14 protein-coding genes are annotated in these 16248 nt (G+C 66.4%); 10 read left to right on the top strand and 4 right to left on the bottom strand.

Annotated elements, in window-relative coordinates:
* Nucleotides 1-70: 70 nt before the first annotated feature.
* Nucleotides 71-268: a hypothetical protein gene (locus tag ASF61_RS20605; protein ID WP_056160425.1), complete on the bottom strand. Its 198-nt coding sequence runs from the start codon at nucleotides 266-268 to the stop codon at nucleotides 71-73.
* A gap of 159 nt (nucleotides 269-427) precedes the next feature.
* Here ASF61_RS20605 and ASF61_RS20600 point away from each other — a divergent pair, with 159 nt between their 5' ends.
* A complete protein-coding gene (locus ASF61_RS20600) occupies nucleotides 428-1189 on the top strand; it encodes an SIMPL domain-containing protein (RefSeq protein WP_056160423.1) in 762 nt (253 codons plus the stop codon).
* 106 nt (nucleotides 1190-1295) lie between these two features.
* Nucleotides 1296-2162: a CDP-diacylglycerol--serine O-phosphatidyltransferase gene (gene pssA / locus ASF61_RS20595; RefSeq protein ID WP_056160420.1), complete on the top strand. Its 867-nt coding sequence runs from the start codon at nucleotides 1296-1298 to the stop codon at nucleotides 2160-2162.
* A 96-nt stretch (nucleotides 2163-2258) separates the two neighbouring features.
* Here the strand turns inward: pssA and ASF61_RS23510 are convergent, their stop codons facing one another.
* Nucleotides 2259-2879 (bottom strand): hypothetical protein, encoded by a 621-nt coding sequence (locus ASF61_RS23510; protein WP_156369671.1) that lies wholly within the window; start codon nucleotides 2877-2879, stop codon nucleotides 2259-2261.
* A gap of 323 nt (nucleotides 2880-3202) precedes the next feature.
* On the bottom strand, nucleotides 3203-4015 hold the full coding sequence (locus ASF61_RS20585) for an autotransporter outer membrane beta-barrel domain-containing protein (RefSeq protein ID WP_056160416.1): 813 nt from the start codon (nucleotides 4013-4015) through the stop codon (nucleotides 3203-3205).
* Between the two features lie 290 nt (nucleotides 4016-4305).
* Here ASF61_RS20585 and rpsO point away from each other — a divergent pair, with 290 nt between their 5' ends.
* The 8 genes from rpsO to ASF61_RS20545 all read left to right on the top strand — a co-directional run bounded on the left by rpsO (nucleotide 4306) and on the right by ASF61_RS20545 (nucleotide 14486).
* Nucleotides 4306-4575, top strand: a complete 270-nt coding sequence (rpsO, locus tag ASF61_RS20580; RefSeq protein WP_056160720.1) for a 30S ribosomal protein S15 — start codon at nucleotides 4306-4308, stop codon at nucleotides 4573-4575.
* A 216-nt stretch (nucleotides 4576-4791) separates the two neighbouring features.
* The gene (pnp, locus tag ASF61_RS20575; RefSeq protein ID WP_056160414.1) at nucleotides 4792-6912 is read left to right on the top strand and encodes a polyribonucleotide nucleotidyltransferase; all 2121 of its coding nucleotides are present in this window, start codon (nucleotides 4792-4794) and stop codon (nucleotides 6910-6912) included.
* Nucleotides 6913-6989: 77 nt separating this feature from the next.
* Nucleotides 6990-8573, top strand: coding sequence for an AAA family ATPase (locus ASF61_RS20570; protein WP_056160412.1), 1584 nt, complete (start codon nucleotides 6990-6992; stop codon nucleotides 8571-8573).
* Nucleotides 8570-9733: a hypothetical protein gene (locus ASF61_RS20565; RefSeq protein ID WP_056160410.1), complete on the top strand. Its 1164-nt coding sequence runs from the start codon at nucleotides 8570-8572 to the stop codon at nucleotides 9731-9733. The genes ASF61_RS20570 and ASF61_RS20565 overlap by 4 nt, the downstream gene beginning before the upstream one ends.
* Nucleotides 9667-11520, top strand: coding sequence for a VWA domain-containing protein (locus tag ASF61_RS20560; RefSeq protein ID WP_229205954.1), 1854 nt, complete (start codon nucleotides 9667-9669; stop codon nucleotides 11518-11520). Before ASF61_RS20565 ends, ASF61_RS20560 begins: the two co-directional genes overlap by 67 nt.
* A complete protein-coding gene (locus tag ASF61_RS20555) occupies nucleotides 11495-12115 on the top strand; it encodes a hypothetical protein (RefSeq protein WP_056160406.1) in 621 nt (206 codons plus the stop codon). Before ASF61_RS20560 ends, ASF61_RS20555 begins: the two co-directional genes overlap by 26 nt.
* Nucleotides 12112-13482 carry an AMP-binding protein gene (locus ASF61_RS20550; RefSeq protein WP_056160404.1) on the top strand — a complete coding sequence of 457 codons (1371 nt, stop codon included), beginning with the start codon at nucleotides 12112-12114 and terminating at the stop codon, nucleotides 13480-13482. Before ASF61_RS20555 ends, ASF61_RS20550 begins: the two co-directional genes overlap by 4 nt.
* The gene (locus tag ASF61_RS20545; protein ID WP_056160402.1) at nucleotides 13479-14486 is read left to right on the top strand and encodes an AAA family ATPase; all 1008 of its coding nucleotides are present in this window, start codon (nucleotides 13479-13481) and stop codon (nucleotides 14484-14486) included. Before ASF61_RS20550 ends, ASF61_RS20545 begins: the two co-directional genes overlap by 4 nt.
* Before the next feature lie 99 nt (nucleotides 14487-14585).
* Here the strand turns inward: ASF61_RS20545 and ASF61_RS20540 are convergent, their stop codons facing one another.
* Nucleotides 14586-16136 carry a methyl-accepting chemotaxis protein gene (locus tag ASF61_RS20540; RefSeq protein WP_082491859.1) on the bottom strand — a complete coding sequence of 517 codons (1551 nt, stop codon included), beginning with the start codon at nucleotides 16134-16136 and terminating at the stop codon, nucleotides 14586-14588.
* Nucleotides 16137-16248: the final 112 nt, after the last annotated feature.

The raw sequence follows: 16248 nt of genomic DNA, 5'->3' as shown, positions 1-16248 counted from the left end.
AAAGCCGGCATCTGCCGGTTTTTTTTTCGCCATCGCCCGGGCAATGCGTGACTGCCGCCGGGCCTTTCCGCTAGCGCATCGACAGGTAGGCGATCAGGGCCACGATCGCCACCAGCACCAGGCCGCCGAACATGGCGGCCGTATCGCTGATGCGGTGCGCGCCATTGAATGCCCCCGCTCGGCCACGGCCGAGCGACAACAGCGGCACCAGGAAGCGTCCAACGGCGGACAGCCCGACTTGAAACACCAGCTCGAAGATCAGCCCCATGGTGCAGTACCCTGTATCGAATGAAGTGAGCGGATGTTATCAGAGTGCGGTTCCGGAAGCCATCGGTGCGCTCTGTTACAAACACTCACCATGTCTTACGGTTGCGCCAGGTAAATTCCGGTAAAGTTGGTCTTGTCTTAAACTTAACCGGAGCTTGCAATGACCGTCATCAAACATCTCGCCGCAGCTGCTGCTGTCACCCTCGCCGTGAGCGGCGCTGCCCACGCTGCCGATGCGCTGCCGACCACCGGCGCGCTGGTGGTGGTGCCGGCGTTCGGCGAAGTCAAACACGCCAATGACCAGGCCGTTGCCACGTTTGGCATCGAAGAGCAGGACAAGGACAAGGCGGCGGCCGCTTCGCGCGTCAACCAGAAAATGAAGCAGGGCCTCGAGATCCTGAAAAAGGCCGACCCGCAAGCGAGCCTGAAGACCCAGGGCTATTACACCTACCCGGTGTATCCCGAAGATCGCCCGATGGCCAACGGCCAGCCGGCCAAACCGCGCGTGCCGACTGCCTGGCGCGTCGGCCAGTACGTGGAACTGACCACCACCAACCTCGACGCGCTGCCGAAAACCGCCGCTGCCGCGCAAAAGCTGCTGACCCTGAACAATCTGCACTTCGGCCTGGCGCCGGAAACCACCAAGAAGCTCGACGAGCAGCGCATTGCCGCCACCTACAAGAATCTGAACGAGCGCATCAACTCGATTGCGACCGCCATGGGCCGCAAGGTCGGCGACGCCGTGCTTGAGACTGTCGACTTCGAAGGGTCGGGCAACTATGCGCAGGAAAGCGTGCGCGCCCCGGCACCGATGATGATGCGCGCCAAGGTCGCCGACAGCGGGGACGTGACGGAGCCGAGCTTCGAGCCCGGCGAGACCACGCTCGACATGCGCCTGGTGGGCAAGGTGCGTTTCAAGTAAAGCGCCACCTGGCGAGCAAGGAGAGGGGACGGACACCGTCCCCTTTTTTGCGTTCGGCTCCACTATAATGATGACGTAAAAAGAACATTCACCGAACTGGAACCCTATGCCGAACTTCCCGCGTCGCCGCGCCAAGAACGCCGCTGCCAAAGCCAAACTGCCCAAGACGTCGCGTTTCAGCCGTTTTGCACGCAGGGCCAGGGGAGAAGACCTCGACCGTCCCCGTCCGCGCGGTATCTATCTGCTGCCCAACGCGTTCACCACTGCTGCGCTGTTCTGCGGTTTTTACGCCATCGTGATGGCGATGAACCAGAAGTTCGAATACTCGGCCTGGGCGATCTTCATCGCCATGGTGCTCGACGGTCTCGACGGCCGGGTGGCGCGCCTGACCAATACCCAGAGCGAATTCGGCGCCCAGTACGACAGCCTGGCCGACATGGTTTCGTTCGGCGCCGCCCCGGCGCTGGTGATCTACGAGTGGTCGCTGCGCGGCCTGGGCAAGCTGGGCTGGATTGCCGCGTTCGTCTATTGCGCCGGCGCCGCACTGCGCCTGGCCCGCTTCAACACCAATATCGAAGTGGTCGACAAGCGCTTCTTCCAGGGACTGCCGTCGCCGTCGGCCGCCGCGCTGGTGGCCGGTTTCGTGCTGCTGATGGTGGACCAGGAAGTGTCCGGCCTGGACCTGGACTGGGTGTCGTGGGGCATTGCCGTGTTTGCCGGGCTGACCATGGTCACCAATGTGCCGTTCTACAGCTTCAAGGACGTCAACTTCCGCAAGTCGGTGCCGTTCATCACCGTGTTCCTGATCGCGCTGTTCTTTGCCCTGATCTCGATCGCCCCGCCGAAAGTGATGTTCCCGCTGTTCGTCGCGTACGGCCTGTCCGGCTATGCGGTGATGGTCTGGCGCATGGCCAAGGGCAAGCGGGTCAGCCTGATTCAGACCGAGATCGAAGACGAAGGTCCACGCCGCTGAAGCGCTTGCGCAGCCGCCGCGCCATGCGGGCGCGCTGCCGGTTTGCGCGCCCGGGGCGCTGCGCAGCCGACCGCCGCTAGCCCATCGACCGACGACCTAGCGGCCTTGCGTGCCCGATTGCTGGCGGCTGCGTTCGTCGCTGGTACTGCTGCGGTGGGACTTGTCTTTCGAACTGCGGCTTTTGTGTTTGGTCTGCGGGTCGGTGCTGCTGCCGCTGGTCCCGCTGGCGCTGTTGTCACTGCTATTGCTGCTCATCGACGGGTTGCCGCTGGTGCCGCTGCCGCTGGTGCTGCCGGCGCCGCTACCTGTGCTGCCGCTGCCGGTGGCGCCGGAGCTGCCGCTGCCGGTGGCGCCGGAGCTGCCGCTGCCGGTGGTGCCGGCACTGCCGCTGCCCATGCTGCCTGAGCTGCCGCTTCCTGTTGTGCCCGTGCTGCCCGAGCTGCCACTGCCCGTACTACCGGCGCTGCCGCTTTGCCCCGAGCTGCCCGACTGCCCGGTTCCGCCGCTGGCACCGGCCGTACCGCTCTGATCGCTGCCGGTACTGCTATGGCTGCCTGTGCCTCGGGTGCCGCTCTGACCGCTGCCGGTGCTGCCGCCCGAACCCGTCTGTCCGCTGCCGCTGCTGCTACCGGCGCCGCTGCCCGAGCCACCTGTTTGCGCCACCGCGCTGGTACTCATCAGTATCGCTGCGATCCATGCTGTCAGTTTGGTGTTCATGTTAGCTCCTTCGTCAGGTGTGGGATGGAGCAGCCATTCTTCCACCGTGCCTGATCATGCCGAGTAGGAGCGCGACGCGGGGTGGGGTCGGACAATCCCGGCGCCTGACCGCCTGTTCCGGGTTGCCGGACTGGAGCCTGGTTGCAGCGCGCCGCATAACAATGGGCGGGTGCAATCGCGCCGGGCGGCAGGCCGCCACAGGCAGGCTGGCGCTGAGCGACTGCGCGCAAGAGCGAGGAAAGGGGGGAGGACGATGGACGAAAAACGGGCAACGGGCGGCAGGGCCGCGCGTTGCCAGATCGGACAGTGACGGAACCGAAAACTTAGAAGCGCACTTTGACGTAAGCGGCCGGGCCGTTCAGGCGCACGTTGACGGCCGTGTCGTCGCGGTCTCGGTGCAGGCTGATCTTCGAGGCCGTGTATTCGGCCACCACGCCCACCATCGGCGTCACATACCATTCGAGACCGGCCGAGCCGCCGTAGATGTGGCCATTGACGTTGCCGCCGTTTTTCTTGATGCCGTTGGCGTTCAGGTAAAAGCGCGCCTGCGGCGAGAACTGGTGGCGGTAGCCCAGTTCCAGCAACGGCGCCCAGGCGCTTTCGCTTTCCTTGTATTTGGCATTGCCGGCAACGCCGTTCAGGGTGCCGTTGGCCGTGCCTTCGATGCTGGCGCGGTAGTAGGAGCCGCCCAGGCCGATGCCGAACACGTCGCTACCCTGGCCCAGCCACCATTTATAGGCGATGCTGGCCAGGTCCAGGCGCAGCTTGGCGTTGAGCTGGCCATTACCGGTCAGCGGCTGGCCGTTGAAATTGGTCGTGCCCGACAGGCCAGGGTTGTAGTCCTTGTCGTAACGGTAGTAGTCGAAGTCGAAGCCATGCGAGTCGCCGAGCAGGAACGAGGCCTTGGCGCGCGGCAGCGTGGTCTTTTTGGCTTTATAGGTGCCGGTGTCGATGCGGCCGTACTCGGTATCGCCTTCCGCCTTGATGCGTGGTTCGGTGTAGAACGCGCCCACCGACAGGCTGGCGCGGTCCAGCGCAGGCGATGGCTCGGCAAACGCCAGCGCGGAGACGGTGGACAGGGCCAGCAGCGAGGCGGTGTAGAGGGCGGTGCGGGCGGAAGGGGTGCGGAAAGACATGACTGCTCCAGATAAAAAGAATTGCACAAAAGTATGAAGAAATCATAGCAAGCGCGTAAGGCAACGCGCGTCGGTGCACGTCCAAGCTGCACGTCGGACTGTTCCTACCCAAAAGTCGCTGGGCGGCCGCTACCGGGAATCGCGCGCGCGCCTGCAGAATTATCGCGATCGCTGCATACAGCACATCCTTTTTCCGCTATACTTGCGGGTCTGGTCTTTCCGGACCAGTTTTTTGAAATCACGGTGGGCAGGGTTCAGACTCCGCGCACCGCATGTTAAAGGTAAATATCATGACCGTAGAAAACATCAACAAAGCCGCGATCATCGCGGACAACGCCCGTGGCCAAAAAGACACCGGCTCGCCAGAAGTGCAAGTGGCACTGCTGACCGCCCGCATCAACGAACTGAACGGTCACTTCAAGGCCCACACCAAGGATCACCACTCGCGTCGCGGCCTGATCATGATGGTCAACCGTCGTAAAAGCCTGTTGTCGTACCTGAAGAACAAGGATGCGACCCGTTACCGCGATCTGATCGCCAAACTGGGTCTGCGTAAGTAATTTTATTGCGCCCTTCGCTTCAAAAGAAATGCCTGCGCCAGTTTGCTGTCGCAGGCATTTTGTCATTGGTACCAACGAAAAAATTGCCAGTTCGCATAATGTTTTTGCAAGCTGGCATGTTGTAAAGCGTAGCAAAGGCGGCAGCCACAGATGCCGCCCGTGGTGAGGTGAACGACAGCGCCTGAAAATCTGTCGGCAAATAGAAAGGGATTACCCATGTTTAACAAAGTTACGAAAACCTTCCAGTACGGCCAACATACGGTCACGCTGGAAACCGGCGAAATCGCTCGCCAGGCCTCTGGCGCAGTGATGGTGTCGATCGAAGACACCGTGGTGCTGGCCACCGTGGTGGCGCGCAAGGATGCCAAGCCGGGCCAGGACTTCTTCCCGCTGACCGTCGATTATCTTGAAAAGACCTATGCAGCCGGCAAGATTCCCGGTGGTTTCTTCAAACGTGAAGGCCGCCCTTCGGAAAAAGAAACCCTGACCTCGCGTCTGATCGACCGTCCTATCCGTCCGCTGTTCCCGGAAGGGTATATGAACGAAGTGCAGGTGATCATTCACGTGCTGTCGGTCAACCCTGAAATCGATCCCGACATCGCTTCGATGATCGGCGCCTCGGCCGCGCTGTGCGTGTCGGGCGTGCCGTTCAACGGCCCGATCGGCGCTGCCCGCGTGGGTTACGCCAACGGCCAGTACATCCTGAACCCGACCGTCGAGCAGCTGAAAACCTCGCAGATGGACCTGGTCGTTGCCGGTACCGAAACGGCCGTGCTGATGGTCGAATCGGAAGCCAAGCAGCTGTCCGAAGAAATCATGCTGGGCGCCGTGGTGTTCGGCCACACCCAGATGAAGGCCGTCATCGACGCCATCCACGACCTGGTGCGCGACGGCGGCAAGCCCGAGCAGGTCTGGACCCCGCCAGCCAAGAACGAAGCGCTGATCGGCCGCGTGACCCACTTCGCCGAAGCGAAAATCCGCGAAGCCTACCAGACCCGCGACAAGCAGGCCCGTACCGACAAGCTGCGCTCGATGCACGCGGAAGTCGTGGCCGACCTCGGCGCCGAAGCTGCCGCTGCCGGCGCTGCCGCACCGGACGGCGTTGAAGTTGGCAACATCCTGTTCGACATGGAAGCCAAGGTCGTGCGTTCGCAGATCCTCGACGGCGAACCGCGCATCGACGGCCGCGACACCCGTACCGTGCGTCCGATCTCGATCCGCACCTCGGTCCTGCCGCGCACCCACGGTTCGGCCCTGTTTACCCGCGGCGAAACGCAAGCGCTGGTCGTCGCCACCCTGGGCACGGCCCGCGATTCGCAGAAGATCGATGCGCTGATGGGCGAGTTCACCGACTCCTTCATGCTGCACTACAACATGCCACCGTTCGCCACCGGCGAAACCGGCCGCGTCGGTACGCCGAAACGCCGCGAAGTGGGCCACGGCCGCCTGGCCAAGCGCGCGCTGGTCGCTGCGCTGCCTGCCGAAGACGAGTTCAGCTACGCTGTGCGCCTGGTCTCGGAAATCACCGAATCGAACGGTTCGTCGTCGATGGCCTCGGTCTGCGGCGGCTGCCTGGCGCTGATGGATGCCGGCGTGCCGATGAAAGAGCACGTGGCCGGTATCGCCATGGGCCTGATCAAGGACGGCGGCAAGTTCGCTGTGCTGTCGGACATCCTCGGTGACGAAGATCACCTGGGCGACATGGACTTCAAGGTGGCCGGTACCCGCAACGGTATCACCGCGCTGCAGATGGACATCAAGATCCAGGGCATCACCAAGGAAATCATGCAGGTGGCGCTGGCGCAAGCCAAGGAAGGCCGCGAGCACATCCTGGGCGAAATGCAGAAGGCCATGCCGACCGTGAAGACGGAACTGTCCGACTTCGCGCCACGCCTGATCACCATCAAGATCAATCCGGAAAAAATCCGTGACGTGATCGGCAAGGGCGGCGCCGTCATCCGCGCGCTGACCGAAGAAACCGGCACCCAGATCGACATCAGCGACGAAGGCGTGGTCACCATCGCTTCGGTCGACGCTGCTGCCGGCCAGGAAGCCAAGCGCCGCATCGAAGAACTGACCGCGTCGGTCGAAGTGGGCAAGAGCTACGACGGCACCGTGCTGAAACTGCTGGACTTCGGCGCCATCGTGCAGGTGATGCCAGGCAAAGACGGCCTGCTGCACATCTCGCAGATCGCCAACGAGCGCGTCAACGCCGTTGCCGACTACCTGAAAGAAGGCCAGCAAGTGCGCGTCAAGGTGCTGGAAACCGATGACCGCGGCCGCCTGAAGCTGTCGATGAAAGCTGCTGCCGAAGAAGCGGCTGCCGCTGCCCAGTAATACCGGCATCGTTTCGTTGAAAGCCGCCGAGCGCATCCGCGCCGGCGGCTTTTTTTATCTCGGCTATACTTTTCGGTATGCCGCCATTTAACCTGTTCAACCGCGTCTCCAAGGCGCCGACCAATCCCCGCACGCCGCCGAAGCCGCGACAGTTCGACGTGGCCGACCTGTACCAGGGCCCGCTCGCCACCGGCCAGGCGCCCGACCAGGCGGCGCCTGCGCTCGACGAAAAGCTGCGCCAGGCCTATTTTTGGATCGTCAACACGGCCATCATCAGCCCGCACTACGACATCGAGTACAACCACGGTCCGGCGCAAACCTATGCCGTCGGCGACACGCGCCGCACGCTCAACCTGCCGTCCGCGCAAAGCTATTCGAGCTTCGTGCTGCTGCCGCTGCTGACCTTTGCCACGCGCCGCAAATGCCTGTTCGTCGGTGGTCCCGGGCGCGGCAAGACGGCCAGCGCGATCCTGATGGGCGTGCTGTCGGGCGCGTCGGTCAAGGACGTCAAGCGGGCCATGCAGCATGGCCATCCGCAGATGACCATTGCCGACCTGCTCGGTAACCCGCTGCCGGCCGACCTGGTCAATGCCCAGAGCATGGACGCGATCCGCATCGCCTGGCGCGCCTGGCTCGGCATGCGCGTGAAAATCATCGACGAATACAACCGCATTCCGCCGCGCACCCAGAGCGCGCTGCTCACGCTGATGGGCGACAACTACGCCGAAGTGCTCAACCACATCTACGAGTGCCCGGAGTCGGCCTGGTACCTGACCGCCAACGACGACCAGGGCGGCGGCACCTACGAGGTGATCGAGGCGCTGCGCGACCGCATCGACGTGGTGGTGCAGGCGCTGGCGTTCAATCCGCGCTTTCTCGGCGAACTGCTGGTGCGCATCGAGGAAAACCTCAAGCCCGAAGAGCTGGTGCCGCCCGAGATCGTGTTCACGGCGGCCGAGGTGGACCGGATCGGCGAGGAAATCCGCGCGGTGGCCGTGCCAGAACCGATCCGGCGCCGGCTGGAATTCTTCACCAGCCAGTTCGAGCTGATGGCCGCTGCCGGCGACCAGTTCGAGTACATGACCAAGGACACGGCCCGCCTGTCCGGCTTCGACTGGAGCGCGGTGATCGCTGCCGATAGCGGCCGCGATCGCCTCAAGGACCTCGGCTGCCAGACCGTCAATGGCCTGTCGGTGCGCAACCTGATGACCTTGCTCATCTATGCCAAGGCGCTGGCTTATTTCCGCGGCAACGCCGAGGTCGAACTGGACGACGTGCGCCAGGTGCTGCCGTTCGTGCTGCACGACAAGCTGCGGCCGGACCTCGACGCACCGTTCTTCGGCCTGCCCGAAAACGCCGCCTTGCGCACCGACCAGATCAGCTGGCTGCGGCGCCTGTTCGACCTGTCCGGCGCCGAGTACGACCGGCTCGATCTCGACCGCAACGACCCGGTCGGCGAGATGGGCGCGCAGTTCGAGCAGGGCCTGGACGGCCTGAGCGAGCGCGACGTGCTCAAGCGCCTGCACCGCATCGAGCAGCACGTCGGCGAGCAGATCCGCGGGCGCAAGCTGTACGGCCACCTGTACGACGACCTGCTCAAGCTGAAGTACCTGCATCAGCGCTACACCAACTACCTGGTGTGGCTGCGCTCACAAACATGATTTCCCCGGCATTTGCCCGGCTGCTGGCAGCCGCCCGCCCGGAGCTCAACCGCCGGATGGCCGAGGCGCGCCGCCGTCACAGCGGTTTCGATACCGCAGCGTTCGGGGCGTTCCTGGCCGCAGCTGCCGATCCCGTTGTCTGCGCGGCAGCTGCCCATGCGCCGGAGCGCGCGGGCGCGGTGGCGCTGGCGGCGTTCGATGCCGCGCTGGCGCTGACGGCGCAGGGCCACGCGCGCACGCAGATCATGCAGCCGGCGGCAGGCGCAGCGCAGCTGCGACCGGCCGACGCGGCGGCCGCCAACGCGGCTGCGCCGCCAGCGGGCACCCCTGCCAATACTGGCACTGGCGCCGACTTGCCGGCCAGCGTCTGGCGCGCGCTGGCGCCGCTGTATGTTGCGCCGCTGTGCGCGCAGCCGGCTGCCGTACTCGGCATGCTGACCAATGCCGCCTTGCATGTGCAGCGCCAGCGCGGCGCACGCGTGGCGCAGTGGCAGGCCATCATGGCGCAGCTGTCGCCGCAGCTCGCACCGCAGTGGTGGCATGCGCAGCCAAACGCGACGCCAGCGCAGACAGGGCAGGGGCCGCAGCCCGGCGAGATCGCGCAGCTGTCTGCTGTCGGGCAGATTGCTGCGTGGCGCGCCGGCATGGCGCATTTCCGGTCCGGCGCCATCGCGGTCGCCGACAGCTTGCCAGAGCCATTGGCCGTGGCCGCTTTCGGCGCCGCCGCCGCGGAGTGGTCGTGGCCGGCGTTGCGCGCCGCGCTGCTGGCCGATCCCTGGTGGGCGCCCGACACCGCGCAGCGCGAGCGCCTGCAGGCAGGCATCGAGATCGGCAGCTTTACCGGCCTCGGTGGCGAGTTTCCCGAACCGCCGCAGGTACGCGCCGCGCCGCACGGCTTCTGGGTGCGCAGCGGCGAACGCCACGCGCTGCTGATCGCCGACGCCTGCGGCGCGGTGCTCCATCCCGCCAGCGCCGACGAATACGACCAGGCCGAAGACAGCTTCCCCGCGCAGGTCGCGGTGCGGGAGGGGACGCTTGCGATCAACGGCCGCGAAGTGGCGCTGGCGCTGCCGGCCGAGCGGCTCGCGGTCGTATGCAACCGCTACGCGGCAGCGGTCACGTCGCCGTACACCCACGCCATCCGCGTGCTGCCGCTGTGACCGACGACGCACTGCTCGAGCAATGGCGCGCCGCCTGGCCGGCGGCGCTGGCCGCGTGGAGCCGGTACACGCGCCTGCGCGACGCCCGCCTGTGCCGGACGTCGGTGGAAGCGGCAGGCGAGGGGCTGCACGGCAGCTTTGCGATGATACGGCTGCTCGACCAGAGCGTGGTGATCGACCTGCAGGGCGTGCGCGAACAGGGGCTGCAGGGCTACGCGGTGGAGATCCTGGCGCACGAAATCGGCCACCACGTGCTGGCGCCTGCCACGGCCGCCGACCAGTTCCGGCTGCTGGCGCGCCTGCGCCGCGCGCTGCCCACCCTGGAAGCGCACGCCCCCATGGTCGCCAACCTGTACACCGACCTGGTGATCAACGACCGCCTGCAACGCCAGGCCGGCCTGCGCATCGACCACGTCTACCGCCTGCTGGAGCAGGCGCGCCCGTCGCCTGCCAGCAGCAAGTTGTGGACGCTGTACGTGCGCATCTACGAGCAGCTGTGGCAGCTGCCCAAGGGCGACCTCGGTGGCGGCGCCGCCGACGAGGCCACCGACACCGATGCCTGGCTGGGCGCGCGCCTGATCCGCGTGTACGCGCGCGACTGGATGGACGCCGCTGGCAGGTTCGCCACGCTGCTGCTGCCGTACCTGGCAGGGCAGCAGCAACAGGTCACGGAGTTTTACCGCCTGGCCGACACGCGCGACGCGGCGGCCGGCTGCGACCCCGCAGGCGCCCAGCAGATCGAAGCGGGCGAGCGCGAAACGCCCGTGCATCCGGTGGACGACCCGCGCATCTCCGGCCTGGACCAGGCCCCCGGCGCGCGTGCCGCCAGCGACGAGCGCCCACCCGACGGCGGCCAGGCCCGCGAGCCGTTCGACTACGGCGAGCTCCTCAAGGCGGCCGGCATCACGCTCAGCGACGAGCAGATCGCGGTACGCTACTACCGCGAACGCGCCTTGCCGCACCTGGTGTCGTTTCCGAAAATGCCGGCGCCGTTGTCGGCCGAGCTGCAGCCGGAAGGGCTGGAACCGTGGCAGACCGGCGACCCGCTCGAGGAAATCGACTGGCTGGCCAGCGTGGTTCAGAGTCCCCGCCCGGTGCCAGGAGTGACCACCGTGCAGCGCCAGTACGGCCGTGAAGCCGCACGCCCGCCGAAACCGCTGCCGGTGGACCTGGACCTGTACGTTGACAGCTCGGGCTCCATGCCCGATCCGCGCACCCGCACGTCGTTCCTGGCGCTGGCCGGCGCCATCGTCGCCTTGTCGGCGCTGCGCACCGGATCGCGGGTGCAGGTCACGCTGTGGAGCGGCAAGAACGAGGTGATCGTCACACCCGGTTTCGTGCGCGACGAAGACCAGGTGCTCGGCGTGCTGACCGGTTTTTTCGGCGGCAGCACCTGCTTCCCGATCCACCGCCTGCGCCAGACCTTTGCCGCGCCGCGCGACCGGCTCACGCACATCCTGATGATTTCCGACGACGGCATCTCCACCATGTTCGACAACGACGAGCAGGGCAACAGCGGCTGGGCGGTGGCCGCGCGCGCGCTGGCCAATGGCGGCGCCGGCGGCACCATGGCGCTCGACCTGCGCCAGGACTGGGACAGCGGGCAGCATACGGGCTGGCTGCAGCAGCCGTACCGCGACATCGCGCGCGCCCGCGACGAGCAGGGCTGGGAGATCCACGCCATCGCCCAGGCCGAAAGCTTGGTAGACTTCGCCCGCGCCTTCAGCCGCCGCCATTACACCAATCCGCACGTCCAGTCCCATGCAAAACACCGGTCCCGCCCTTGAAGTCCTGATCCACCGGCTGGCCGAGACGCCGGCCGAACTGCTGGCGGCGCCGCGCATCGGCAATACCGGCGCGGTCCACGTGGCGGCGCTGGTCAACGACGTGCTGGCGCTGCACGGCGCACGCGCCACGCTCGCGGAGCTGGCGCCGTTCATGGCCGGCAAAGCCGGGCAGCGCCGCCAGCAAGGTCACCAAGGTCACCAAGGTCAGCAAGGTCAACGCCTTGCGCTGGTGATGATCGTGGCCTGGCTGCTGGCCGACGAGTGGCTGATCGCCGCCCCGATCCCGCAGGCCGACCTGCTGCGGGTGCTCGACCGCACCGTGGACGAGCTGGCGCAGTCAGCGGCCGCGCACCGCTACGTGGACGATCCGGAACGGCGCGAGGAGCTGGCGCGCATCGTGCTCGCGCGCCTCGGCTATCGCCCGGCCGGCGAGTCGGTGTCCGAAGCGACCGACCGCCTGTCGGCCGTGAGCGGCGCCGAACGCCGGCGCCTGCTCGAGGCCAGCCGCGCCGCCGAGCAGCGGGCGGCCGACATCCGCGCTGCGCTTGCGCGCAAGGCGGCCGAGGAATCGGCCGACAAGTGGTCGCGCGAATGAACAGCCGCGCAAACCTGCGGGACGACGAACACGAGCGCTTTCCCACGCTGACTGCCGCCGGGCGCGCCATGCTCGATTTTCTGCAGGAGCATCCGGCTGCACCGACCTACCGCAACCACAGCGGCAACAAGCTGCTGGCGCACGAAGTGGAGCAGGTGCGGCGCTTCGAGCAGCAGGTGGCCGATGCCGACGTCGGCTGGCCGGCCGGCGGCAGGCCCGCGTGGCTCGACGACTTCGTGCGCGCCACGTACGCCAGCGTGCCGCACTACCGGGCCTCGGGCGCCGTGCCCGCGCAATGGTCGCAGATCGCGCCGGTCAGCCGCGCCGACCTGGCTGCCGACATTGCCGCCTTCGTGCCGGACCACGCCGACATCGCGCGCATGATCAACTTCCGCACCACCGGCACCACCGGCCATCCGCTGGTGATCGCCTCGCACCCGGTGGTGGCGGCGCGCTACCTGGCGTTCCACAAGCGCGCGCTGCGCCGCTTCGGCGTGACCTTGACGCACGGCGCCGGGCAGGTGGGCGTGGTGCTGCTGGGCTTCCAGCAGCGCTGCTTCACCTACGTGTCGGTCACGCCCACCATGGGCGAATCGGGACTGGCCAAGATCAACCTGCACCCGGACGAATGGCGCACGCCGCAGGACCGCGCCGCCTACCTGGACGCGCTGGCACCCGAGGTGGTGGCAGGCGATCCGATCTCGTTTACAGAACTGCTCGCGCTGCCGGTGACGATGCGGCCGCGCGCCTTGCTGTCGGTGTCGATGCTGCTGCTGCCGGCGCTGCGCGCGCAGCTCGAAGCCCGCTTCGGCTGCCCGGTGCTCGATCTCTACTCGCTCAACGAAGTGGGGCCGGTGGCGGTGTACGACGCCCGCGCCGGCGGCCACGTGCTGCTGCAACCGCAGCTGTACGTGGAGCTGCTCGACGCCGATGGCCATCCGGTGGCGCAGGGAGAGCGCGGCGAGATCACGGTATCGGGCGGCTTCAATTTCTGTTTGCCGCTGCTGCGCTACCGCACCGGCGACCATGCGTCGCTCGCGCTGCGGCGCGAAGGGGCGGTCGCCGTGCCCGTGCTGGTCGGCCTGTCGGGCCGCTCGCCGGTGCGCTATCGGACGCCGGGCAGGTGGATCAACAATATCGATGTTACCCACGCCTTGCAGCATTTGCCGATACCGCACTTCGGCGTGCACCAGCAGGCCGACGGCAAGGTCGTGCTGCGGCTGGCGCAGGCGATGTCGCCGCTCGGCGACCAGGCGCGGGCAGCGCTGGAAACGCTGTTCGGCGCCGGCAGCGTCACGCTTGCCGTCCTGGGCGCCGACGACAAGACCGTGCAGTACACGTCGGACCTGGCAGGAGCGCGCGCATGAAGCCATTCCATACCGGCCTGGTGGTCGGCAAATTCAGTCCGCTGCATCTTGGGCACGAGCTGTTGATCGGGCGGGCCATGGCGGCCTGCGAACAGGTGGTCATCATCGCGTATTCGCAACCGGAGCTGCCAGGCTGCAGCTCCTATCTGCGCGAACAGTGGCTGCGCACGCGCTTCCCGCACGCCACCGTGCTGGTGCTGCACAACGACCGCCACGATCTGCCCGACAACGACGCCGACGCCACCGTGCACCGGCGCCTGATGGGATGGGCATGCCTGCACCTGCTCGGTCGCCCGGTCGATGCGGTCTTTACCAGCGAAGACTACGGCGACGGTTTCGCGGCCGAACTCACGCGCTATTTTGCCAGGCACGGCCACCGGCGCGCGCCGGTACGGCACGTGCTGGTGGACCAGGCGCGCCGCCTCGTCCCTGTGTCGGGCACGGCGATCCGGCAGGATCCGCATGCCCATCGGGCGTTCTTGTCGGCCCCGGTGTATGCCAGCTACGTGCAGACCGTCTGCTTCCTCGGCGGCGAGTCGAGCGGCAAGAGCACGCTGGCCCAGGCCATGGCAGCCGCGTGCCGGACGGTATGGGCGCCCGAGTATGGCCGCGAACTGTGGGAGGCCCGGGGAGGCGAACTGGCCTACGAGGACCTGCTGCACATCGCGCAGGTCCAGCAGCAGCGCGAAGACGACCTGCGGCCCCTGGCCACGCGCTATCTGTTCTGCGACACCTCGACCCTGACCACGCTGTTCTACTCGCGCGAGATGTTCGGCCGCGCCGAGCCGGAACTGGAACACCGGGCTGGGCGCCAGTACGATCACGTGTTCGTGTGCGTCCCGGACTTTGCGTTCGTCCAGGACGGCACCCGACGCGACGACAGCTTCCGGCTTCACCAGCACGCCTGGTACATCACCGAACTCCAGCGCCGCAACATCGCCTACACCTTGCTCATTGGCCCGCCGCCCCAGCGCATCGCCACCGTGCTGCAGCACTTAAGTTAAAGTCATAAGTTCGAGCAGAACTTGGGTACCCGCCTTCGCGGGTACGACGGAGATGAAGAGGATAACTCAACGGCATGAGGCCAGAGCCGGCATGCGGGCTTACAGTTTGAAGACGCTGACCAGCTGCGCCAGGTGCGATGACTGGTTCTGCAGCGATTCGGCGGCGGCTGCTGCCTGTTCGACCAGGGCGGCGTTTTGCTGGGTCACGCCGTCCATCTCGCCGATGGCCTGGTTGATCTGGTCGATCCCGGCTTCCTGTTCCTGGCTGGCGGTGGCGATCTGCTCCATGATGTCGCTCACGCTGCGCACGCTGTTGACGATCTCGGTCATCGTGTGGCCGGCCTGCTCCACCAGTACGGCGCCGGTCGAGATTTTTTCCACCGAGTCGCCGATCAGTTCCTTGATGTCTTTGGCGGCGCTGGCCGAGCGCTGGGCCAGGTTGCGCACCTCCGACGCAACGACCGCGAAGCCGCGCCCCTGTTCGCCGGCGCGCGCCGCTTCCACGGCCGCGTTCAGGGCCAGGATATTGGTCTGGAAAGCGATGCCGTCGATGACGCCGATGATGTCGACCACGCGGCGGGACGAGGTGCTGATCGATTCCATCGTGGTCACCACCTCGGCCACCACGCCGCCGCCGCGCACGGCCACGTCGGAAGCGCTGGCGGCCAGCCGGTTGGCCTGGCGCGCGTAGTCGGTATTCTGCTTGACGGTGGACGTCAGTTCTTCCATCGACGACGCGGTTTCTTCCAGCGAGCCGGCCTGCTGCTCGGTACGCGAGGACAGGTCCATATTGCCGCTGGCGATTTCGTCGGAGGCCGTGGCCACCGCCTCGGTAGTGCTGCGCACCTCGCCCACGATGGCGGCCAGGCGGTCGCGCATGGCAGCGATGCTGTGCAGCAGGCTGCTGCGGTCGTTCGGCGCCAGGTCCACGCGCACAGTCAGGTCGCCGGCGGCAATGCGGTCGGTGATGCCGGCCGCGTAGCCGGGTTCGCCGCCGAGCTGGATCAGGACCGACCGTGCGATCCGCCAGCCCAGCAGCAGCGCCAGGGCGATCGAGATCGCTGTCACGATGGCGGTGCGGGTGATCGCCTGCACGCTGCGTTCGTGTACCGCTTTGCCGATTTCATCGATGGCAGTGCGCTGGCGCTCGGCCACGGCGCCGATGCTGGCCACATAGGTGTCGCTGGCCGGCACGAAGCGTTCGGCGATCAGTTTCCTGGTCAGTTCGACGTCGCCGGCATCGCGCGCGTCCATCACGCTCTTGCGCGCCGCCTGATAGAGATCGCGGTCGCGCAGCGCCTGGGCGTACAGCGCCTTGGCGCGGTCGTCCACCAGGCGCTCGGTGAGCAGCCGCTGCACTTCGCCGTTGCGCTGGATGGCGCGCGCCAGGCCGTCCTCGAAGTACTTGCGCTCGGCCGGTTCGGTCAGACGCGCCACTGCCTGCGCGCGCTGCACGTTGCTCTCGATGCTGCCTTTCCATTCGGTGACCAGGCGTTCGGTCTGCAGCTGTTGTTCGACCAGGTTGTCGGTGTCGTCGGTGATGGCGTTGAGCGCGCTGGAGCTGCCGATGGCCACCACCAGCAGCAGGGCCAGCGTGGTGCCGAAGCCCAGCGCCAGGCGTGCGCCCACTTTCATGTCGGAGAGTTTCATGAGGTTTCCTCGATGTACAATTATCTTTAAAGCAAATATATTGCGAATCGGAAATTATATCACCGGATGATGAAAAAGTTCCCTGTGGAAACCCCTTAGCGGGGATTGACGA

It is taken from the genome of Duganella sp. Leaf126 (genome assembly GCF_001423125.1).
GTDB lineage: Bacteria > Pseudomonadota > Gammaproteobacteria > Burkholderiales > Burkholderiaceae_D > Rugamonas.
The sequence above is the reverse complement of the archived record's forward strand: the minus strand, read 5'-3'. Positions and strand labels throughout refer to the sequence as shown.